Origin of the sequence: Hamadaea flava (assembly GCF_024172085.1) — a bacterium.
In the GTDB taxonomy this organism is placed as follows: Bacteria; Actinomycetota; Actinomycetes; order Mycobacteriales; family Micromonosporaceae; genus Hamadaea; species Hamadaea flava.
Window position 1 is genome coordinate 6,517,926 of sequence record NZ_JAMZDZ010000001.1, and the last position, 19,799, is coordinate 6,537,724.

Here is a 19,799-nt window from a genome sequence, read left to right on the forward strand (position 1 = left end):
CGTGAGGCTACCCCAAATGTCTGGGGTTCTGGTTACCCTCGGGGCATGGGCGAGGAGCGGGCCGGCGTCGCGCTGACCAACCTAAACCAGTCCCTGTTCGAGGGGGCCGAGGCGACCAAGCGCGACCTCGTGGACTACCTGGACGCCGTGCGCGAGCGCATTCTGCCGGTGCTGCGCGACCGGCCGCTGTCGGTGATCCGGGTGCTGCGCGGCCAGAAACCGTTCATGCAGAAGAACGTCCCCAAGTACACGCCCGACTGGGTGAAGACCGTGTCGCTGTGGGCGGAATCGTCGCATCGCGAGGTGTCCTACGCGCTCTGCAACGACCGCCAGACCCTGTTGTGGTTCGCCAATCAACGTGCGGTCGAATACCACCCGACGCTCGTCGTGGCGGAGCGCTGGGCGTACCCGTCGCATTTGATCCTGGATCTGGACCCGCCGGAAGGCGGCGGCTTCGCGCGGGCGGTGACCGCCGCGCACCTGGTCCGCGCGGTGCTTGAGCAGGCCGGGATGGCCGGCGCGGTGAAGACCAGCGGGGCCAAGGGGGTGCACGTGTTCGTGCCCCTCGACGGCGAGACGGGCGCGGAAGACGTCGCGGCGGCCACCCGGGCGGTCGCGGCCCGCGCGGAACGGCTCGACCCCGAGGTGGCGACGACCGCGTTCATCCGCGAGGACCGCGCGGGCAAGGTCTTCCTCGACTCGACCCGCGCGGGTGGGGCCACTGTGGTCGCGGCCTACAGTCCGCGACTTCGCCCAGGTACGCCGGTCTCGTTCCCGGTGCCCTGGGCCGACCTCGATCGGGTGACCCCGGCGGACTTCACGGTACGCACGGCGCTCCCGCTGCTGGCCGAAGCCGATCCGTGGGCCGAACTGATGCCGCCGCCGCAGAAGCTGGACCCGGGGCTGGTCGAGGAGGGGCACACCATTCCGATACCTCGTCTGTTGGCACTACAGTACGGTCGTGAGCGGAAAAAGCGCAAGCAGCAGAGCGGCGATTTACGGACGGAATAGCTCGGCCAAGCAGAAGTCGATCAATGACCAGCAGGCGGAGAACCGTGCCTTCGCTGAGGCGAACGGCTGGACGGTCGTGGCTGAGCTGGACGATCCGTCGTCAGCATCGCGGTACGCGACCAAGTCGCGCACGAACTGGGCTCGCCTGCTGGAGCTACTCCCTTCGATCGATGTCGTGGTCTTGTGGGAGCCAAGCAGGGGCGATAGAACGTTGGCGACCTGGGTGGCCTTCCTCGACGCATGCCGGGAGCACCAGGTGCGCGTCGCCGCCGTGTCGCACAGCCGGGTCTACGACCCGCGGAACCCGCGCGATTACCGCAGCCTTGCTGAGGACGGCGTGGATTCGGCGTACGAGTCGGACAAGACGTCGGGGCGCGTCCGGCGAGGCCACGCCACAGCGGCGTCTGCTGGCCGACCGCATGCGCCGACCACCTACGGCTACGTCCGCAGATACGACCCGGCCACCCGCGCGTTCCTGGAACAGTTGCCGCATCCGGAACACGCCGCCGTGGTGCGCGACATCATCGTCTCGGTGGGCAGGGGCGAACCGCTACACCAGGTCACCCACCGACTCAACGCCTCCCGCACGGCGACGCCGCGAGGCGGGGCAGCGTGGTACCACTCGACTATCCGCGGGATTGCGGGCAACCAGGCGTATCGACCTCACCCCGACGACCCGGCCCGCGGCGTACGGATGCACAACGGCGATCTCCATATCGGGCAGTGGCCGCCCCTGGTCACTGAATCCGAATGGCAGGCGGCACAGGCGGTTCTGGGCGGCAATAGTGAGACGGCCCGCCGGGCACGGAGGAACAGCGCGCCGGGCCAGATCAAGTACCTGTTGTCAGGCAACTCGGCCGTGATGACTGCAGCGTGCGGGTCCATGCTGTCCGGGTTCTGCGCGACCGACGGCCGCGGTGCGACCTACGGCTGCAAGATGGATCGCTGCGCCAGCGCGCCCATGCCGGAGGTGGACGAGTACGTGACCCGGCTGGTCGTCGCCAGGCTGGCCCGCCAGGACGCGAGAAGGCTTTGGGTGGTCGACGACGTCGCATCCCGCGCGGCGGAGGAGGAACTTAGCCAGCTGCGCGCAGAGCTTGAAGCGGCACGGCAGTCGTTCTACCGGCCAGGCGGAATCTCTGCGGAAGCTTTGGCGGGCAAAGAGGCGGCGATGGTGCCGGCAATCGAGGACGCCCGCCGCCGGGCTCAGCCGGCCGGAGCGCCGCTCGCCCTGCTTGAGTTGATAGAGGCGGGCAAGTTCGGCACGGAGCGCGTACAGGCCGCATGGGAGGCGTTCCCGTTGCCGGCCCGGCGCGAAGTCATCGCAGGACTGTTCGGGGCACTGACACTCGGGCCCGCCACGGTGCGGCTGACCCGCTGGACCCCGCCAGCGGAACGGCTTGCGGTCGTGGCCGACCGGATCAGCCACGAGTGGAGCCACGCGTGATGACGACCTATTGGTTTCCGTCCGAGGCGGGCGACGGATATAACCCGGTCGAGGCTGATGACGCTGACGTGACTTGGATCGATGTGCATTGCAAAGCCTGTGGCGCCGCAAGCACGCGCCGCCTTGCTCGGTTCGTCCAGCTCCATGAAGGTGGCCCGGTCGGGATCAAGCCGTTCACGGTGGACGGCCAACCGAGAGGCCCCTGGTTCAAGGTGGCGGGCAACGTGATCCGCTTCAGGCTCAAGTGCTCGCGCGGCCACGATACGAACTGCACCGTGGCGGAGGCGGCGGATCTCCTTGCAGCCCGGCGGCGAGGAGCCCTGCCGACCAGAGTTGCACGCTGACTCCCAGTTGGGTTTAGACTCAGCAACGAGCAAGGTCGCTGTGCCGACTGTGGGCACGCATCAACCGTTCGATAGCTGCGAATCGCGGCAGGACGGGTGGTCCGTGACGCCCAGGAGCGCCAGTGCCTCGCATCCAGGATCTGCCGACAGTCGAAGAGCGCCGGTCTGCGACCGAAGACGCCCGACGTAAGGCCCGTTTCAAGTTCGCTGAGCAGCGCATCCGCAAAATCGTCGACGCTGCGCCACCGCTAACCGAAGAGCAGCGCCGGCAGCTCGCCGCTCTGCTTGCGCTGCCAGCTGGCGGCGCGCGATGAACCGTGAGCCCGATGACCTGGCCGAGCGCCAGGCGCTAGACCGCGTCGAGGCGAAGATCGCCGCCGCCGTCAGGACGGCACCGCCGCTCCGCGATGACTTGGCCTCCCGATTGGCCACACTGATCCGCACCTCGCCCGCCATTGGGCAGACGGGGGCGGCCGCCTGATGCAGCAGATACGAGAAAGCCGCCCCAGCACCCATTCTGAGGCGGCCTCAAATTCGGTCAGCTCGACGACCACCGCCAGCGTAGCAGCGGCGGCCGACATCGCTTGGTGGGAATCGCCCGCGCTTGCGTACGCGAAAGGCATGGCCGACGGTGCCCAGTTGGCGCTGGAAGACATCGCGGCCGTGCTGATCGACACTCTCGGCGCGGGCCGGCAACCCCACGACACCGCCAAGCCGGTCGACGTCCTCATCCGCTACTGCGACCAGCTCGCGGCGCGCGAAGGCCGGGGGTGGGTCGCGTGAACCCGTTCCCTCCCAACACTTCCGAGCACGAAGCTTGGGAGCGCCAGTCCGTTGCGGGCACGGCCGCCGTCGACAAGGTCCACGAGGCGTTCAATCGCTGGCTGGGCAAGGAATACGACCTCGACGCCCTCGACGCGGTGCTGTGCACGGCCGCCGCGGAACGGCTCGACGGCGACCCCGTTTGGCTGCTGGTCGTGTCCGGCTCGGGCAACGCCAAGACCGAGACCGTCGGCGCACTGGCCGGCGCGGGAGCGGCCGTCACATCCACCGTCGCGAGCGAGGGCGCACTGCTGTCCGCGACCTCCCACAAGGACAAGGCCAAAGACGCGACCGGTGGGCTGCTGCGCAAGATCGGCGACGAGGGCCTGTTGGTCATCAAGGACTTCACGTCAATCCTGTCGATGAACCGTGACCTCCGGGCCACCGTCCTCGCCGCGCTGCGCGAGGTCTACGACGGCAAGTGGGAGCGCAACGTCGGCACCGACGGCGGGCGTACGTTGACGTGGGCCGGGCGGATCGTCCTCGTCGGTGCGGTCACCACGGCGTACGACCAAGCTCACGGTGTCATCGCCTCGATGGGCGACCGCTTCGCCTTGGTGCGTATGGACTCCACGGCTGGGCGGGCCTCCGCCGGGCGGCAGGCTCTGGCGAACGTCGGCCACGAGGTCGCGATGCGCAAAGAGCTCGCGGACGCCGTCTCCGAAGTGATGGCCGGGCTGTACGCCAGCGCTGCGGTACTCGGCGACGAGGACATGGACGTACTGCTCACTGCGGCGGATCTGGTGACGCTGTCGCGTACCGCCGTCGAGCGTGACTTCCGGGGCGACCCGATCGAGGCGCACGCCCCGGAGATGCCGACGCGGTTCGCGAAGATGCTCGGCCAGATCCTGCGCGGCGGCCTGGCGCTCGGGATGCGGCGGTGTTGCGCCCGCCGGATTGCGCTGCGGGTCGCACGGGACTCGGTGCCGCCGCTGCGGGCCGCGATCCTCGCCGACGTCGCGAAGCACCCTGTCACCCCGACCCGCGAAGTCGTCAAGCGCGTCCAGAGGCCACGCACGACCGTCGACCGCACCCTGCAGGAACTTCACCTGATCGGCCTGCTGCAGGTTGAGGACGGCGGCTACGACACGGCGTGGCACTACAGGCTCGCCGAGGGGGTCGAGGAGTCGGCCGTACGCAGGCTCCTCCTAAATGATCATGCTTACCAGGAATGTCACAAAGGGAGCGTCACTCTTCCCTACCCGAACACCCGGTGTAGTGACAAATCTGGTGAACAAGATCAGCTTCGGGAAGCGCGGGCACCGTGGTGACCCAAGATCAAAAGCAGCCGGTCGGCTACGCCTCCCTAGAGATTGAAGATCCAAATCTAGCGAGCGCAGCGAGCGGCGGGTCTGGGCGGAGCCCAGGGTCTGTGACCGAGGACCTCCGCGCCCGGCAGCTTGAGCATCGCCGACCGGAAGCCCGACGCGTAACGCCACTCGACGTGCCGCGTCACGCCCGCGTCACGCCGCGAGGGCATGGGGGGCGGTCACCGGACGCCGATCCTGACGCAGTCGCCACCCCGCCGCTACTGGCGGGCATCTCCCCCCGAGATCAGACATTCGGCGACCCCGCCGATCTTGCGGAGTTGCTGCGACTGCGCGCGCTCGAGCGCAGCGCAGATTTCCAGCGCCGCCGCGCCCAGGTACAGGCCGACCGGGCTGCGTTCGCCGTCGCCCGGGCCGCCGGCCTACGGCGCCGGCATGCCTCACGTGAAGGAAGGAAGTGACATGGCCACCTCGACTGAAGAGTTGCGTTTCCGGGCGACCGGGCAGGACGCCGGCGCGGGTCGGATGTTCGACAAACTCGGCGACAAGGCCGACGACGCCAAGGACGAGGTCAAGGGCTTCGACCGGCAGCTCGGCAAGCTGGACGAGCAGCTCGACCTGACGAAACTGCACCTTGCGGTGCTGCTGGACGAGTTCGACCGGACCGGCGACAAGACTCTGTTCAAGGACATCCGCAAAGACCGGTCGACGATCTCGTTCCTGGAGAAGCTGCGCAAGGAGATGCGCGGCGTCGGCGACGACGCTGAGGAAGTCGCGCCGGTCATCCGCCGCAACCTGCTCGGCAGCCTGCGCGACGCACTGTCCAGCCTGCCGTCGGAGCTGAAAGGCTCGCTGATCATTGGCGCGGCCGGCACGGGTGCCGTGATGGCACCGTTGCTGGGCGCGGCGATCGGCGGTGCAGTGCTCGGCGGTGTCGGGACGGGCGGCATCATCGGCGGGATCGCGCTCGCAGCGCAGGACGACCGGGTGGCTGCGGCCGGTAAGGAACTCGGCCAGCATCTACTCGGCCAGCTCCAGTCCAACGGTCAGTCGTTCGTCGCCCCGCTGCTCGTCGCTATCGGCGAGGTAGACGATGCCACCACTGGACTCCTCGCCGATGTCGGCGACGAATTCCGCGGCCTGTCCAAGCTCGTCGTACCGCTCTCCCAAGGTCTGGGCGGGCTCATCCGCAACCTCGGCCCCGGTCTGTCGGACGCCCTGGAAGCGTCAGAGCCCATCATTCGCGCCGTGTCTGAAGAGCTGCCCGAACTCGGCGATTCGATCTCCTACATGCTTCAGGCGATCTCCAGCCAGTCCGACGGCGCCACGTTGGGCTGGATCTCCCTGCTGAATATCGTCGAGGAAGGCGTCGAGGGCTTCGGCAACATCGTCGGGGCGTTGAGTGCGACCTACGAGTGGCTGGTCCGCACAACGCATGCGGTGGCCGAAGGCGAGGCCGGCTTCCTGGGGATCGCCGCAGCGATCGCGCCGTTCGGTCTGGCGACCGGCTGGGTGGACGACCAGACGCAGTCCCTGATCGAAGATCTGGACAAAGCCAAAGCGTCCAACGACACACTCGTGGGCGGCTTCGACGACCTGGCAAATTCGACCGACCGGGCGCGTCGGGCGATGGTCGACTTCTCGCAATCGGTCGAGGACCAATTCGATCCGACGGCGAACCTGATCCACCGGCTGCAAGACGTCAAGGACCGCCAGCGTGAGTACAGCGAGGCGGTCAGGGAGCACGGTAGGAACAGCCGCGAGGCGAAAGAGGCGAACCTCGCGCTTGCGCAGGCGATCCTGGCCGCCAGCTCCGCCAGCGCCGCGGCCGCGGGCACCTTCGACGGCAAGCTCACCCCGGCGCTGCGCGCCACGCTCAAGGCCGGCGGGTTGACCGACGCGCAGCTGGCCGACATTGAGAAGCAGGCTCTCGCGGCGCACCGCGCGCTCGACAAGTACGCCGACGTCTACAAGGCGCGGGCGATCCTCGAGTTCTCCGAGTACCGCGCCGGTGAGCGCAACCCCTCCGGACGGGCGTCCGGTGGCCCTGTAGAGGCAGGACGCACGTACCTGGTCGGGGAGAACGGGCCTGAGTTGGTGACGCCGACCGCGAGCGGCTACGTCCACACCGCCCAGCAGACGCAGGCGATGCTCAGCAGCGGCACCGGCGATGTGGGCGCCGGCAGCGGATCGGTTCAAGTTGCGGTCACCGTCTCGCTCGACCCATCCCTGATCGGCCACAGCCGCGACCTGGCCGCCTCACTTGTCCAGATGCTGCGGTACGAGACACGCACGACGGCCGGCGGCGACGTCCAGGTCATGTTCGGGCAGGCGCGATGACCGAGACCGACGGCGTGGCCGAGCTTGTGCAGAGGATCCAGAGCCGCGCCCAAGACATCGTCGCCGACTGCCTCAAGCGGCTCCCGGCGGACGACGTGATGCGACGGCTGCGCTGGTGCGACGCGAACCATTCGGCGGTGACGTTGCGCCCAGACGGCGAGGATTACGAGATCCACTGGGGCGGCGAGCGCATCGCCATCGTGCCAAAGCGAATCCTGACCGACCCAGACGTAACCACCTTCGCGATCACCGGCGAGCTGCCCACCGTTCCCGACGACCTCTCGGAGCTGACCGAATGACTGCCCTCGACCGCGTCGACGTCGACGCCATCCGCACCCGGGCCGCGCAGATCAACTTCCGCCGGCTGCTGTTGACCCTCATCGTCGGACTGTTCTGGCTGATCGGCTTCGCCGCCCGACGCGCCTTCGTCGCAGCCGCCTACCTCGCAGCCGCCGTCCAAGTCGGCTGGCGCGAAGCAGGACCACCCGACACAGACCAGCGGGAAATCCGCTGAAAGCCGCCCGGCCGGCGGTGCTCGCTGGACTCCCGAGCACGAACCTCCCGCCGGCCGGGCACACCTCCAAATGCCAGAGCTACGAAAGGAGCACCCATGAGAGCCACGTCAAGCACCGTCCGCCGGGTCACCGGCCAGTGCACGCGGTCGTACCAGTTCGAAACCGCCGCCACCGGTGACGGCCGCACCCTTGAGGGTTACGCGGCCGTGTTCAACTCGCCCACGCTGATCCGCGACGCGCAGGGTGACTTCTACGAGACGATCCTGCCCGGCGCGTTCACGCGGTCGCTGGCGCAGCGAACCCCTGTCCTGCAATGGGATCACGGCAAAGACCCGCGGATCGGCCAGGTGCCGATCGGGAAGATCGAGGAGATCCGCGAGGACGCTCGAGGCCTGTTCGTCCGCGCCCGCCTGTTCGCGCACCCCGACGTCGACCGCGTCCGCGAAGCCATCGCCGAGGGCGCCGTGACGGGCATGAGCTTCCGGTTCACCGTCCCCGACGGCGGCGACGACTGGACCCACTCCGACGGGTTCGAGCGCCGGGCGGTTCGCGACGCGACTGCCTACGAACTAGGCCCCGTCGTGTTCCCCGCATACGACACGACGTCGGTGTCCGTACGAGGGGCGCTGTCCACGATGCCGGAGGCGCGCCGGATGGACCGCAAGATCGAGGCGTACGTCGCCGTCTGGGGTGAGGTACGCAGCGGCGAACCGGACGGCGGCGCACTGTGGACGATCAAGGACGCCGACACGTTCCGAGACTGGCTGAAGCGCGGACCGCACCGTGTGCCGATCCTGGTCAACCACGGCCGGGACTACGCCGACGACCGGGCCTCGAGCGTGCTGTCGAAACCGTGCGGCTGGTGGCACCAGTTCACGGTCGACGAAACGGGGCTGCGGGCGACCGGCTACCTCGACGACACACCGCTCGGGGTGCAGGTTGCCGAGCGGATCCGCTCGGGCGAGCTGAGCAGCTGCTCGTATCGAGGCGGGATCCGGGACTGCGCGCCGGCGGGAGTACGCGACGGCGAGGAGCGCGTGCGGCTGCGCGCCGTCGACGTCTCCGAGGCGGGGCCGACGTCGAACCCCGCCGACCCTCGCGCGGTCATCCTCACGCTGGGCGGCCGCCCGGTTCGCGGCCGCGCCGCAACGGTTCGCGCCGCGTTCACCGAACCCGAACTGCGGGCAGTCCTCCGCGCCCTCGGCACGACCCTGGACAAGGAGCGCCGCCATGTCCAGGCCGACCGTGACCGGCGGCGTTTCTCGGCCGAGGACGGCGCAGCACGGGCCGAGCGAATCGCCCTCGTCCTGCGGCGCAAGCGACACGACGCCAACCTGCAGTTCCAGTACGCCCGCGGTGCCCTGGCCCAGTCCGGCGACTTCCGCAGGGCGCTGGACCTCCAGCGGGAAGCGGACGCCGTCGAGCGCGACCTCATGGAACAGCTCTACTACGACCGGGAAGCGTTCGCGATGCTGGCCGAACGGCTCGGCATCCCGCCGAAGGCGAACATCATCGGCGAGGCCCGGAAGCAGTGGTCGACGCGCCGCTGAGCCGGCCGGTACGCGTAACGCAACAGGGGTCCGCCGCAGTACGCGATGGACCCCTTTCGTCGAGTTGATCAAGTCCCAGACCCGTACACATTGCGAGAAGGGGGTCGGCGGGGTGGAGAGCCACGGCCAAGATTACGTCCCAGGGGTACCCCCGCCCTCCCGGCTACAGGTAGCCAGCGCGTACGCAGACGGTCTGCATCCGGATGGATTGAGTGGTCACGTCGAGGGTCCGTGCTACCTCGTCGGACGCGCCTCTCGCTGCCTCGGCCATCTCGAACGAGTCCCACAGCAGGTTCGCCGCGACGGTCACCGCGGAGTCGGATGACTGGCTGGCGGCGAAGACGATCTGCCGCAGCGTCTCGCGGTCACTGAGCTTGTCGTCGGTCTGGGCTTTGACGTTCCATTCGCACGCGTGGCGGGCGTTCAAGTCCCGGGTATCGGGCATGCCCCCCGTACTGGTCGCAGCAGCGGACGGCGTCCCTGTGGGCTGCGGTTCGGCAGTCGGCGAACCCGTGCGGCTGGTAGCGAAGATGACGCCTGTTGTCGCACCTGCAGCGATGACGGCGACGACCAGGAGCAGCAGCCACATCCGAGGGCGCCGCTTCGCTGCGGGGGTCTCGATCATCCGAGGACGGTACGTCCGGCGTCGCCGCCGCAGAGTCGGCTACCTGACCACGAAGGCGTCATCAGTGGGGTTACCGGGGTTCCGTCACGATCGCTGACGGAACCCCGCATCCGCCTTCTCGACGGCGGGCCGCAGCAGGGCCCGCAGGAGTTCACGACGTTCGGGGCTGAGTGGCGGGGCCTGGTCGACCATCCGCTTGACGTATTCGCGCAGGGTCTCGTCGCTGGTCATCGCCTGATCAACGACCTATCCGCCTGGTGACCCCGTCCATCCGCCGGGTGATCCCGGCCTGCGGTCACCTACTCGGAGGATCAGTTGAAGCTGAGCGTGATCGCGCTGTTCAGCTCGGCTCGCGGGTACTGGACCTTGCCTCGATGCGCCACCTCGACGGCGTAGAACTGGCTGCCCTCCGGCACGGCGGCGATGAGGAACACGAACTCGCATCGGGTGGATTCGGCCTTCGGCTCGCCCTTGCCGAGTTGTCCCACCGCCACGGTCTTGCCGTCGGCGTCGGTCACGACGACCTGGGTGCCCTCGCGAATGTCGTCGTATCCGCCGCGGCCCCAGCAGTTCCACGGGTCGCGGGTCCATCCGAACTCCGACGGGCTCAGCACCATCGTGCCGGCCAGCATGAAGGCCGTAGGCGCCGCGGGTGATGCCGACGCCTGCGGCGTTGCGGATCCAGCGAACTTAACGATGGCGAAGGCAATGCCGCCGGAGATCGCGAACAGCACGACCAGCGTGCCGACGATCAACGGCCACAGCGGCCGTGCGCGGCGGGTCGGCGTAGGCGGCGGGAAGACGGGCTCGGACGTCACTCGTGGCACGGTACGGAAGCGACGCATTGATCACCTTCGCCCGCTCGGCCGAACCCAGAAGGACGTTCGTTACTCGATCGGACCAAGTGTGGCCCCGGGGCCACACTTGGAGCGGATATCTATGGATGCCTCAGTGGCCCGCGTCGCGGACTTTCGCCCCGGGGCGAAAGTCGAATCACTCTCCGTAGGCTGGTGAATTCCCGCAGATCTGCGGGAATTTTCCTCCGTCGTTGGCCTGCGCGTCGGACCTAAATGCTTCGCGCCCCGGGGCGCGAAGCGATTCATCATCTTCCTTCGATCTTCTTGGTGCGGTATCGCCGTGCGCCTGACGCTGCACTGCGGCCTGTGCGTACATCGGTTCGCGTAACGGCGTCCGGGCGTAACGAAGCCCTGCCCAAATTTCTTCGGGGAGAGAAATGCCTGACTGGGCGGCGGGGTCAGCGTTTGCCCTGGTCACGTCCATGATCCACCCCCCGGGTACCCCCGATGCGCAGACGTCGGCGCGAGAGCGGAGACGCTTGCAGGCACATAGATGCGTTACGTCACGGGTTACGTCGGCACCTGAGTCAACCGCGGTTGACTCGCTGGAGAGACTGAGGGATTCCCCCCACCCCTTAGCTCACCAGGGAACAACCCGCACGCTTCGATCCCTCCAGCGGTACCAGCCCGCCCACCCGTAGGTGTGCAGGCTCCGCCAATGTGTCGACCGGGGTGATCAGACCAGGGTCGGGCCGCCCACGTCGGCCTGCTGTACGAGGGGCATGGCTGTTCGTCCACATGCCTGCGGACACGGAGACCATGCAAGGAACTCCGTAGAGCGTCGGTCGCTCAGGGCAGGGCTCTACCGATCGGGTAGAGCCCCACTCTCAACGGCCGCAAAGGGTGTCTGTCAGACCGACGCCCTTATGGGGTCGGTACTGCCAACGTCATGGCTTCTTCCCGCCGCCGGGAAGAAGGGGTCCTCGTCAAATGAGGACCCCCGCCAACAGCTAGGGCAGCGACTTTGCGGGTGCACGCAAAGTGGACTCGCCATGAAAGCCCTGGTCGCCCAGCTTGCCGGGGCCGGTAACCTGAGCGACCTGCGGTGACGTCAGTAGTGCTGACGTCATGTCCGTTTTCCCGACGCCGGGAAGGTTGTCGTAGTCGGGCCCGGCGAACAGCGGGAGTTGGGTACGCGTTGGATGCGTACCCCGGGCGATGCCTTTTCCGGGACGCGCCGGAAAAGGCTGGTCCCGGCTGCCCTCATTAGTAGTGACCCCAGGATCACTTTCGCGACGCCCCGAAAGTGATCTGGCCGTGCCGTCAGCACTGCCGGCGGCATCCTCAGAGCGCGGTGCCGGGAGGGGATGGGTGTCATCACTAATGACACCCTCAACCCCCGCTGTAACAACGGGGGTCGCCAGCGCAAGCCGCCCTTGCGCGACGAGCTGGCCGGCGCGCTGACGAGACATGCCGGGTAGCGCCCGGGCAATCTCCTCGTGCGTCATGTCGTACTGATCGGCCAGCAGTGCGGCCAGGCGGGCGCGGGTGAGGCGCGCGGCGGCAAGCTCGGCTTGCACGGTGCCAATGCGCTCTTGCGCGGCACGGAGCAGCGTCACCAGGATCTCGGCGTCCGTCATCGGTCCGCCTCCGCGCCCTGGTAGAGGTTGCCGTCGTTGTCGAGCGGAGCGATCCCCAAGGCGCGCAGCAGATCCGCCGCAGCCTGGTCTGCTGAGTCCTCGTCCATGTGGTAGTCCCAGCCCGCCTCGCGCGCCAGCCATATTGCGACGTGCGCGACGAGGTTGCTGACCTGGAAGGTGATGGGCTTCGCCGGGTGCTGGCCGAGCATCATGTTGGGGGCAGTACGCGGGCCGCGTACGCGGTGGTTGCGCGTCATCGGTCACCCCGCATGTGTGCGACGGCGACCCGCCGTGGTCGGCGCTCACGCTCGTTCGGCCGGGCCGGTGTGCGCTTGTCGACGACCGCCTCGACGCGCGGCAGCATGTCCATCCGGGCGGTCACGAGGACGGCCTTCGGGTCGCCGACGAGCATTGCCAGCGCGTCGTCAGCGCCGAACACGATCGAGGTCACGACGTAGCGGCGCTCGGCGCAGTAGTCGAGGCACAGGTCAATCCAGCGCTGGCGGTCGGCCGCCATCGGCACGAAGACGATCGCGTTCATGCCGCACCGCCAGCCAGCGCCACCAGGTCGCTGAGCCCCGTCGAGAGCATCGAGGTCTGGCGCACGGTCAGCAGCGCCGATCTGCCGTCCGCTTCCGCCGGCTCCTCGTAGGTCAGCAGCTCGACGGACGGCGGGAGCGTCCTGCCGTCGTGGATCTGGGCTACCAGGCGGGCCCTGACGATGTACAGCTCGACGTCGGCCGGGTCCTGACGAGGTGCGCCCGGGTCGGTGACGCGTAGCTGGATCTCGTCGCCTTCGACGGTGTTGGCGCGGACGTCGGCCGACCGGTGCTCGGCGCGCTCGGCGCAGCCTTGCCGGTCACACCACGCGGGGTGCTGACTCATGCGGCACCGCCGATTGCGAGCGCCGTGTCGACGTGAGACGCCCAACCGTGGTCGTCTCGACCATGGTTGGTATCTGCGTTGTCGCCCGAACCACGCAGATCGGTGCCGTCATGGGGCAGAGCCCCACGCAAGATCGAACCGTTGGGGTCGGGGGTACTCACGGGGCGAGTACCCGGCGTACCGCCGCAGCGGCCCTCAGGGCAGACCCGCGCCAGCGCCTTGCCGCAGACGACGCACCGGGGACGACTCGTGCCAGCCGCCATGAGGTAGCCGCCAGCGAACGCCGCGGCGCAGAGCAGGGCCAGAAGCCACCACGGGATCATCGGGCACCTCCCGGGCGCCGCCGGGTCGCGTGGCGGTACAGCTGGTCGGCCGCGTCGCGGAACAGGTCCCAGCTACCGCTGTCCAGGAAGCGGCGGACCTGATCCGCCAGCTGCTCCCCGCGCACGTCGAGACGTAGCCCGGGCTCGCGATCGGGGAAGATCTCCATCTCCGACCGGCAAACCCCACACGTGACCGCAGCCTTCTCGGTGCTCGTCGTCTCGCCGGCCGTGGCACCGCAGGACCACGGGTGGCCGTACGGGAAGTGGATGGGCGGCGTGGCCGCAGGCGGCGGTTCGGGCGCCCTCAGGGACGGTAGTCCCGGCTGGGTGTAGTCGTACCCGTCGCCGCAACGCTTGCCGCTCTGGGCCTGCCCGTCCCTGTGTGCCGTGAACCCGGCCTGCCGCAGAGTCGCGCTGACCGGTTCGACGTGGGCATCGCAGACGTTGACGGACACGTCAAGCGTGCCGTGCGCCAGGCCGTCGCGGGGCGAGTACGCCTCGATTCGGACGGTGGCGGGCTGCCCGCATGTGGGCAGGGTCGGTAGGGTGCTCACTAGCCGGACCTCGTTTCCGGTCAGGCCCCGGATTCACGGTGTTGGCGCACCGCCGGGGCCGCTTTATTGGGGTATCAGTCGGCTTGCTATTCCGATCGCCCGAGTGCAGGCGATGCACGAGGGAAAGCGGCGCGCCCGGGCCAAACGCGAGGCATCCTGAGCCTTTTCCGAGGTTGTAGGACTACAGTCCGGTTATGCCTCAGGAGGCGGACCTTCTCGCAGTGCGTACGCCCGCCCGCGCCGAGCGGGCCGACGCCGCCCGCAATCGCCGGGCGGTGCTCGACGCGGCCGCGGTCCTGTTCCGCGAACGCGGCGCGGAGTCCGTGACGATGGACGAGGTCGCCGCCAAGGCCGGCGTCGGCAAAGGCACCCTGTTCCGCCGGTTCGGCGACAAGTCCGGGCTGGCCATGGCGGTGCTGGACGAGGCGGAACGGGAGTTGCAGGAGCGCATCCTGTCCGGCCCCGCGCCGCTCGGCCCAGGTGCCGCGCCGGGTCCCCGGCTGGTCGCGTTCGCCGGGGCGTACCTGGACTTCCTGCTGGCCAACCTGGAGCTCGTCCGGATGTCGGAGACCGCCTCGCCGGGCGCCCGCTACCGCGTCGGGGCGTACCGCTTCTGGCATCTGCACGCCCGAATCCTGCTCGAAGGCACTCCGGATCCTGATTTCGCCGCGCACGCCCTGCTCGCGGCGTTGTCCGCCGTCCACGTGTCGGCGCTCCTCGCGGAGATCGGCGAAGGGCGCGTACGCGAAGGTGTGGCCAGACTCGCCCGCTCCCTCTTCCTGCGCTCGTAAGCTTCGGGTGTGGCGAAGTACTTCGACGTTCATCCGGACAACCCCCAACCACGGGCCATTCGGCAGGTCGTGGACCTGCTGAAGGAGGACGCGCTCATCGCGTACCCGACCGACTCGTGCTACGCGCTGGGCATTCAGCTCGGCAACCGGCCCGGCCTGGAGCGGATCAAGGAGATCCGGCGGCTCGACGACCGGCACCACTTCACCCTCATCTGCCGCGACTTCGCCCAGCTCGGCCAATTCGTGAAGATCAGCAACTCGGTGTTCCGCCTGGTCAAGGCGACCACCCCGGGCAGCTACACGTTCATCCTCCCGGCGACGAAGGAAGTGCCGCGGCGGCTCATGCACCCGAAGAAGCAGACCGTCGGCGTACGCATCCCGGACCACCGGGTCGCCCAGGCATTGCTGGAAGAGCTGGGCGAGCCGATCCTGTCCAGCACCCTGCTGCTGCCGGGCGAGGAGGAGCCGATGACGCAGGGCTGGGAGATCAAGGATCAGCTCGACCATCAGATCGACGCGATCATCGACTCCGGCGACTGCGGGACCGAACCGACCACAGTGGTGGATCTGTCCGGCGACGAGCCCGAGATCCTCCGGTACGGCGCCGGCGATCCGGCCCGCTTCGAATAGCTGTTCGGTTCTTACGAGAGCAGCTTTGGCTTAGGAGAGCAGCTTTGGCTTAGGAGAGCAGCGTGGTGACGGCCTTCGTCGCCGCGCTCTCGTGTTTGGCGTACGCGTCCGGGAACGCCGACACCTGAACCGCCTGGGCGGCGGCGGTGAGCGCCATCGTCGCCCAGCCGTCGAACCGCTGAAGCGCCTGATAGAACGCCTTCGCCGCGTACGCCGGGTCTCCTCGACGGCGGCGTCCCGTTGGGGGTTCTCCTCGATGGCGGCGGCCCGCTGAGGGTTCTCCCCGATGGCGGTGGCGCGGCCGGGCCGCGAGACTGAGGACGTGGCCAGTGCTGTCGATGACTACGTCCACGCGCTCGCCGGACGGCTCCGCGGCCCCGGGCGACTCCGGGACGGCATGCTCACCGAGGTACGCGAGGCGCTGACCGACGCGGCGGACGCCTACCGCGACGCCGGTCTTACCGGGACAGCGGCGGAGGACCGCGCGGTCGCCGAGTTCGGCCCGGTCCGGGCACTCGCCCCGCAGTTCCAGGAGGTGCTGGCAGCGGCCCGGGGACGGCGTACGGCGTGGCTGCTCCTGATCGTGCTGGGCGTCCACCATGGACTCGCCGAGCTGATCGGCCGGACCGGCGCTTGGCAACAGGACTGGGGTTCGGCCGAACCGAGCGCGCTCTACCTCGGATTCGCGCGATTCACCGACTTCTTCGTCCAGGCTGCGCTGGCGGCAGCGATCGCGGCGGTCGTCGCGATGGGCTGGGGCACTCGCCGCCTCGGCCTCCGGCCCACCCTCGTACGCACCACCGCAGCCGTGGCCGCGATCGCCGTCGTGGGCACCCTCACCGCCGGTACGCTGCTCACCCTGTCCGCCCCAGGCGGCTCGGCAGTGGGGGAGCTGCTGTGGGCCGCGCCGTTCGCGGCCGTGCTCGTGTCGGCCCGGCGCACCTGGTACGCCGCCCGCCTCGCCTCCTGACGCCGCCCCGCTCGCTCTCCCGGCGGCCGCCCCCTTCCGGCGGGCGCCTTCCTTTGCGCGCGGGCGACTTCGTTGGCGGCGTGCCTTCCTTGGCGGCGCGCTTTCTTTGGCGGCGCGCCTTCTTTGGCAGCGGATCAGGGATCTGCGTCGAATCTTGATCCAAGATCACAGGCATATCCCTGATCCAGCGCTCAACGCGTCCGGCGCTCAACGCGTCCGGCGCTCAACGCGTCCAGCGCTCAACGCGTCCGGCGTTCGACGCGTCCGGCGTTCGGGAACGACGAGCGCCGGGGGCGAGTGCGGTAGGGGTCAGGTGAGCCGGAGTACGGATTCGACCGCAGTCGTGAACTGCTGCCAGTCCTGTTTGTCGGCGGCGAGCGTACGCCGCCCCGCCGCGGTCAGTTCGTAGGTGCGCCGCTGCCGCCCGGAGTCGCCCGCCCACGCGCCTTGAACCAGGCCGGCCGTCTCCAGCCGGCGGAGCGCCGGATAGAGCGAACCGGTCGGATAGCTCAGTACGCCGCCGCTTCGCAGGGCGAGTTCCTGGCTGATGGCGTACCCGTGGCGTGGGCCGTCTTCGAGGACGGCCAACAGCAATGTTTCCAGATGGCCGCGAAAGAGGTCCTGACGCACGCAGACAGTCTACATGCGTAGGGTGTATGGTCATACCGTCTACATGTAGACCGCCTACATAAGGAGACGCTTTCATGCACCTCTTGCGCATCGCGCTGACCGCCGTCCTGCTATCCACCACGACGGCTACGACAGGTACATCCGCGGCAGCCGCGATCACGACGGCAGCGACGCCGACAATCGCGGCAGCCGCGACCACGACGGCGACAGGAACGACGACGGCGGCGATCAAAGCGACGACGGCAGCGACGACGACCTCGGCTGGAGTCACCCAGGCGACGGCGGAGACCGGGCTGACGGAGACCGGGCTGAACTGGACGACGTGCGGCCCGAAGACCGACCAGACCGCTCAGTGCGCGACGTTGCGCGTACCGCTGGACTGGTCGCGGCCGTCTGGCCGGAAGATCACCCTCGCCGTCGCTCGGCATCCGGCCACCGACCAGGCCCGCAAGATCGGCACGCTGTTCTTCCGGCCGGGCGCCGGAGTGCTGGCCGTCAACCAGGTCGCCACCCCGTCACACGGTGGCCTCGGCCTGCTGCCGGAGTTGGCCGAGCGATTCGACCTCGTCGGGATCGACTCCCGTGGCGGCGGGCTCGACTTGTCCTACGGGACCGCCGACGCGAACGTCCACAGTGCCTCGTTGGGCTGCGACCGCGCCTTCAACGACCCGGCGGTCAGCCGCTTCCCGGCTGACCCCGCCGGTTACGCAGAGCTCCGCCGGCACAACCAGGCGGCGGCAGCCAGCTGCGACCAGGATCTGATCCGTCATCTCGACGCGGAGACACAGGCCCGGGATGCCGAGGCGTTCCGGGTGGCGCTGGGGGAACCGCAGCTGACCTGGTTCGCCTGGACCTACGCGAGCCTCATCGCCCAGACCTACGCCCAGCTCTTCCCCGGCCGGATCCGGGCCTTGGTGCTGGACAGCCCCCTCGACCACACCGTGCCGACCGCGACCTACGTACGCACCCAGGTCCGTGAGACGGAGGCGGCGTTCAACCGATTCGTCGCGTGGTGTGGCAGCGATCCGAGCTGCGCCCTGTACGGGCAGGACATTCCCGCGATCTACGACGAGGTCGTCGAACGGGCGAATCGAGAGCCACTGCCGGTGGCCGGGCTCGATCACGCGATGACGGGTGAGGAGATCGGCTACATCGCGATGTACGTACTGGAGAACGGCACGGTTCCGGCCGGATACGGCGGCTGGTCCGATCTGGCGGCGGCGCTCGGAGCGCTGCGGACCGGGGACACCACCGGGTGGGCCGGCGCGTACGCGGGTACGCTCGCGCCCCCGTACTACCACCCGTATCGGGCCAGCGGCTGTGTCGACTTCCCGCGCGACATCACCGGGTACGCCGAATTCCAAGCACTGCGCCGGGAGATCCGCCGGCTCGCCCCGCATACCGGCGGCGTATCCGACTCATGGGACTACGTCAGCGGCTGCCAGGGCTGGCCGGTTCCGTCGGTCGCGCCGCGCCGGCCGGTCATCGTCCACAATGCACCGCCGACGTTGCTCGTGGTGACACGGCACAACCCGCTCGCGCCCTACGACCTCGCGATCCGGGTGGCCGGCCAGATCGAGGGCAGCTCGACGCTGACCTACGAAGGCGACGCGCACATCGCGTTCTTCAACTCGCACTGCGTACGCGACGCCGAGCTGGCGTTCCTCACCACTGCGACGCCGGGAGTCGCCGCCTGCGCCGACGGCGCCTAGCCGAGCGGAAGTTGATCAGGCCGGCGCGGAGTTGATCAGGGTGCTGTGGACACGACGCGCCGGTCGATCACGACCGTTAGTTCATGATCGCGCAGAAAAAACGGCGCGCAGAAAACGGCGCGCAGAAAAACGGGGGGAGAGAGAAAAGCAGGGGGTTAGGTGGGGCGCCAGGTGAGGGAGAGGGTGGTGGCGGCGCGGTCGGCGGTGATCTGCATCATGCTGCCGAGGATCGTCGCCCGGTCCGCCACCAGGGCCGTCCCGTCCGGCGTGTAGGTGATCCGGTCGCTGACCAGCACCGGCACGCCTTCGTCGTCGTCGAGGTGCCGGGCCACGTCCGCGTCCAGCGTCGCCGGCCGGATCGTCTCGGCGGCGCGGGCGACTGCGACCCCCTGGTCGGCCAGGGCCGCGTACAGGCTCACGCTGGTGAAATCCACGTCGCGCAAGCGGTCCGCCTGCGGCTCGCGTACCCAGGAGATCTGATGGATGGCGCGGCGGCCGGCGAATGCGCGGACCCGTTCCAGCCGCAGGCCGGTCTCGGTTTCGCGGATCCGCAGCCGCGCCGCGATGCGCGCGGGCACGCGGCGCTGCGCGCAGGAGATCACCGTCGTGCGGACCTCGTGGCCCTGGTCGCGCAGATCGTCGGCGAAGCTCCGCAAAGATCCCAACTGGTACGCCAAATGGGGCGGTGCGACAAAGGTGCCTTTGCCGGGCTGCTGGACGATGAGCCCTTCGGCGCTCAGTTCCCGCAGGGCCTGACGCAGCGTCATCAAGGTGACCCCGTACGCCTGGCTCAGTTCCCGTTGGGCGGGCAGCGCCTCGCCGGGGGAGTAGCGGCCGTCGCGGATCTTGGCGGCGAGGTCGCCTGCGATTTCCCGATACCGCGCCACGCCGCCCCCTTCGCCGTCCGTCGTCGGCAGCAGATCACGGGTACGCATGCCTCACCGA

Annotated in this window: 24 protein-coding genes; 13 read left to right on the forward strand and 11 right to left on the reverse strand. The window is 68.9% G+C overall.

The window, feature by feature from the left end:
• The first annotated feature begins 45 nt into the window (after positions 1 to 45).
• The 9 genes from HDA40_RS30580 (at position 46) to HDA40_RS30620 (ending at position 9,297) form a co-directional block, all read left to right on the forward strand.
• Positions 46 to 1,011, forward strand: a complete 966-nt coding sequence (locus HDA40_RS30580; RefSeq protein WP_253761265.1) for a DNA polymerase domain-containing protein — start codon at positions 46 to 48, stop codon at positions 1,009 to 1,011.
• Positions 962 to 2,458: a recombinase family protein gene (locus HDA40_RS42305; protein WP_253761266.1), complete on the forward strand. Its 1,497-nt coding sequence runs from the start codon at positions 962 to 964 to the stop codon at positions 2,456 to 2,458. Before HDA40_RS30580 ends, HDA40_RS42305 begins: the two co-directional genes overlap by 50 nt.
• Positions 2,455 to 2,802, forward strand: coding sequence for a hypothetical protein (locus HDA40_RS30590; protein WP_253761267.1), 348 nt, complete (start codon positions 2,455 to 2,457; stop codon positions 2,800 to 2,802). Before HDA40_RS42305 ends, HDA40_RS30590 begins: the two co-directional genes overlap by 4 nt.
• Positions 2,803 to 3,423: 621 nt before the next feature.
• The gene (locus HDA40_RS30595) at positions 3,424 to 3,585 is read left to right on the forward strand and encodes a hypothetical protein (protein ID WP_253761268.1); all 162 of its coding nucleotides are present in this window, start codon (positions 3,424 to 3,426) and stop codon (positions 3,583 to 3,585) included.
• Positions 3,582 to 4,895 (forward strand): hypothetical protein, encoded by a 1,314-nt coding sequence (locus tag HDA40_RS30600; RefSeq protein WP_253761269.1) that lies wholly within the window; start codon positions 3,582 to 3,584, stop codon positions 4,893 to 4,895. The genes HDA40_RS30595 and HDA40_RS30600 overlap by 4 nt, the downstream gene beginning before the upstream one ends.
• A 207-nt stretch (positions 4,896 to 5,102) precedes the next feature.
• Positions 5,103 to 7,232 carry a hypothetical protein gene (locus HDA40_RS30605; protein WP_253761270.1) on the forward strand — a complete coding sequence of 710 codons (2,130 nt, stop codon included), beginning with the start codon at positions 5,103 to 5,105 and terminating at the stop codon, positions 7,230 to 7,232.
• Positions 7,229 to 7,531 carry a hypothetical protein gene (locus HDA40_RS30610; RefSeq protein WP_253761271.1) on the forward strand — a complete coding sequence of 101 codons (303 nt, stop codon included), beginning with the start codon at positions 7,229 to 7,231 and terminating at the stop codon, positions 7,529 to 7,531. The genes HDA40_RS30605 and HDA40_RS30610 overlap by 4 nt, the downstream gene beginning before the upstream one ends.
• Positions 7,528 to 7,746 carry a hypothetical protein gene (locus HDA40_RS30615; RefSeq protein ID WP_253761272.1) on the forward strand — a complete coding sequence of 73 codons (219 nt, stop codon included), beginning with the start codon at positions 7,528 to 7,530 and terminating at the stop codon, positions 7,744 to 7,746. Before HDA40_RS30610 ends, HDA40_RS30615 begins: the two co-directional genes overlap by 4 nt.
• A 96-nt stretch (positions 7,747 to 7,842) precedes the next feature.
• Complete coding sequence (locus HDA40_RS30620) at positions 7,843 to 9,297, forward strand: HK97 family phage prohead protease (protein ID WP_253761273.1); 1,455 nt, start codon at positions 7,843 to 7,845, stop codon at positions 9,295 to 9,297.
• 163 nt (positions 9,298 to 9,460) lie between these two features.
• On the opposite strand, the gene HDA40_RS30625 is transcribed toward HDA40_RS30620, so the two are convergent.
• The 9 genes from HDA40_RS30625 to HDA40_RS30665 all read right to left on the reverse strand — a co-directional run bounded on the left by HDA40_RS30625 (position 9,461) and on the right by HDA40_RS30665 (position 14,121).
• Complete coding sequence (locus HDA40_RS30625; RefSeq protein ID WP_253761274.1) at positions 9,461 to 9,922, reverse strand: flagellar basal body-associated FliL family protein; 462 nt, start codon at positions 9,920 to 9,922, stop codon at positions 9,461 to 9,463.
• A gap of 84 nt (positions 9,923 to 10,006) precedes the next feature.
• Positions 10,007 to 10,153 carry a hypothetical protein gene (locus HDA40_RS30630; RefSeq protein WP_253761275.1) on the reverse strand — a complete coding sequence of 49 codons (147 nt, stop codon included), beginning with the start codon at positions 10,151 to 10,153 and terminating at the stop codon, positions 10,007 to 10,009.
• A gap of 80 nt (positions 10,154 to 10,233) precedes the next feature.
• A complete protein-coding gene (locus HDA40_RS30635) occupies positions 10,234 to 10,740 on the reverse strand; it encodes a hypothetical protein (RefSeq protein ID WP_253761276.1) in 507 nt (168 codons plus the stop codon).
• Positions 10,741 to 10,915: 175 nt separating this feature from the next.
• Positions 10,916 to 11,203: a hypothetical protein gene (locus HDA40_RS30640; RefSeq protein WP_253761277.1), complete on the reverse strand. Its 288-nt coding sequence runs from the start codon at positions 11,201 to 11,203 to the stop codon at positions 10,916 to 10,918.
• A gap of 526 nt (positions 11,204 to 11,729) precedes the next feature.
• A complete protein-coding gene (locus HDA40_RS30645) occupies positions 11,730 to 12,359 on the reverse strand; it encodes a cyclic nucleotide-binding domain-containing protein (protein ID WP_253761278.1) in 630 nt (209 codons plus the stop codon).
• Complete coding sequence (locus tag HDA40_RS30650; protein ID WP_253761279.1) at positions 12,356 to 12,616, reverse strand: hypothetical protein; 261 nt, start codon at positions 12,614 to 12,616, stop codon at positions 12,356 to 12,358. Before HDA40_RS30650 ends, HDA40_RS30645 begins: the two co-directional genes overlap by 4 nt.
• Complete coding sequence (locus tag HDA40_RS30655) at positions 12,613 to 12,900, reverse strand: hypothetical protein (protein ID WP_253761280.1); 288 nt, start codon at positions 12,898 to 12,900, stop codon at positions 12,613 to 12,615. Before HDA40_RS30655 ends, HDA40_RS30650 begins: the two co-directional genes overlap by 4 nt.
• Positions 12,897 to 13,244, reverse strand: a complete 348-nt coding sequence (locus tag HDA40_RS30660; RefSeq protein WP_253761281.1) for a hypothetical protein — start codon at positions 13,242 to 13,244, stop codon at positions 12,897 to 12,899. The genes HDA40_RS30655 and HDA40_RS30660 overlap by 4 nt, the downstream gene beginning before the upstream one ends.
• Before the next feature lie 319 nt (positions 13,245 to 13,563).
• Positions 13,564 to 14,121, reverse strand: coding sequence for a hypothetical protein (locus HDA40_RS30665; RefSeq protein WP_253761282.1), 558 nt, complete (start codon positions 14,119 to 14,121; stop codon positions 13,564 to 13,566).
• Between the two features lie 194 nt (positions 14,122 to 14,315).
• On the opposite strand from HDA40_RS30665, the gene HDA40_RS30670 reads away from it, so the two are divergent.
• The 3 genes from HDA40_RS30670 (at position 14,316) to HDA40_RS30680 (ending at position 16,512) form a co-directional block, all read left to right on the forward strand.
• Positions 14,316 to 14,912: a TetR/AcrR family transcriptional regulator gene (locus HDA40_RS30670; protein ID WP_253761283.1), complete on the forward strand. Its 597-nt coding sequence runs from the start codon at positions 14,316 to 14,318 to the stop codon at positions 14,910 to 14,912.
• Positions 14,913 to 14,921: 9 nt separating this feature from the next.
• A complete protein-coding gene (locus tag HDA40_RS30675; RefSeq protein ID WP_253761284.1) occupies positions 14,922 to 15,542 on the forward strand; it encodes an L-threonylcarbamoyladenylate synthase in 621 nt (206 codons plus the stop codon).
• A 322-nt stretch (positions 15,543 to 15,864) separates the two neighbouring features.
• The gene (locus HDA40_RS30680) at positions 15,865 to 16,512 is read left to right on the forward strand and encodes a permease prefix domain 1-containing protein (RefSeq protein ID WP_253761285.1); all 648 of its coding nucleotides are present in this window, start codon (positions 15,865 to 15,867) and stop codon (positions 16,510 to 16,512) included.
• 309 nt (positions 16,513 to 16,821) lie between these two features.
• Here HDA40_RS30680 and HDA40_RS30685 read toward each other — a convergent pair whose 3' ends face one another.
• A complete protein-coding gene (locus tag HDA40_RS30685) occupies positions 16,822 to 17,142 on the reverse strand; it encodes a PadR family transcriptional regulator (RefSeq protein WP_253761286.1) in 321 nt (106 codons plus the stop codon).
• A gap of 74 nt (positions 17,143 to 17,216) precedes the next feature.
• Here HDA40_RS30685 and HDA40_RS30690 point away from each other — a divergent pair, with 74 nt between their 5' ends.
• Positions 17,217 to 18,854, forward strand: a complete 1,638-nt coding sequence (locus HDA40_RS30690; RefSeq protein WP_253761287.1) for an alpha/beta fold hydrolase — start codon at positions 17,217 to 17,219, stop codon at positions 18,852 to 18,854.
• Positions 18,855 to 19,009: 155 nt separating this feature from the next.
• On the opposite strand, the gene HDA40_RS30695 is transcribed toward HDA40_RS30690, so the two are convergent.
• Positions 19,010 to 19,789, reverse strand: coding sequence for a GntR family transcriptional regulator (locus tag HDA40_RS30695; RefSeq protein WP_253761288.1), 780 nt, complete (start codon positions 19,787 to 19,789; stop codon positions 19,010 to 19,012).
• Positions 19,790 to 19,799: the final 10 nt, after the last annotated feature.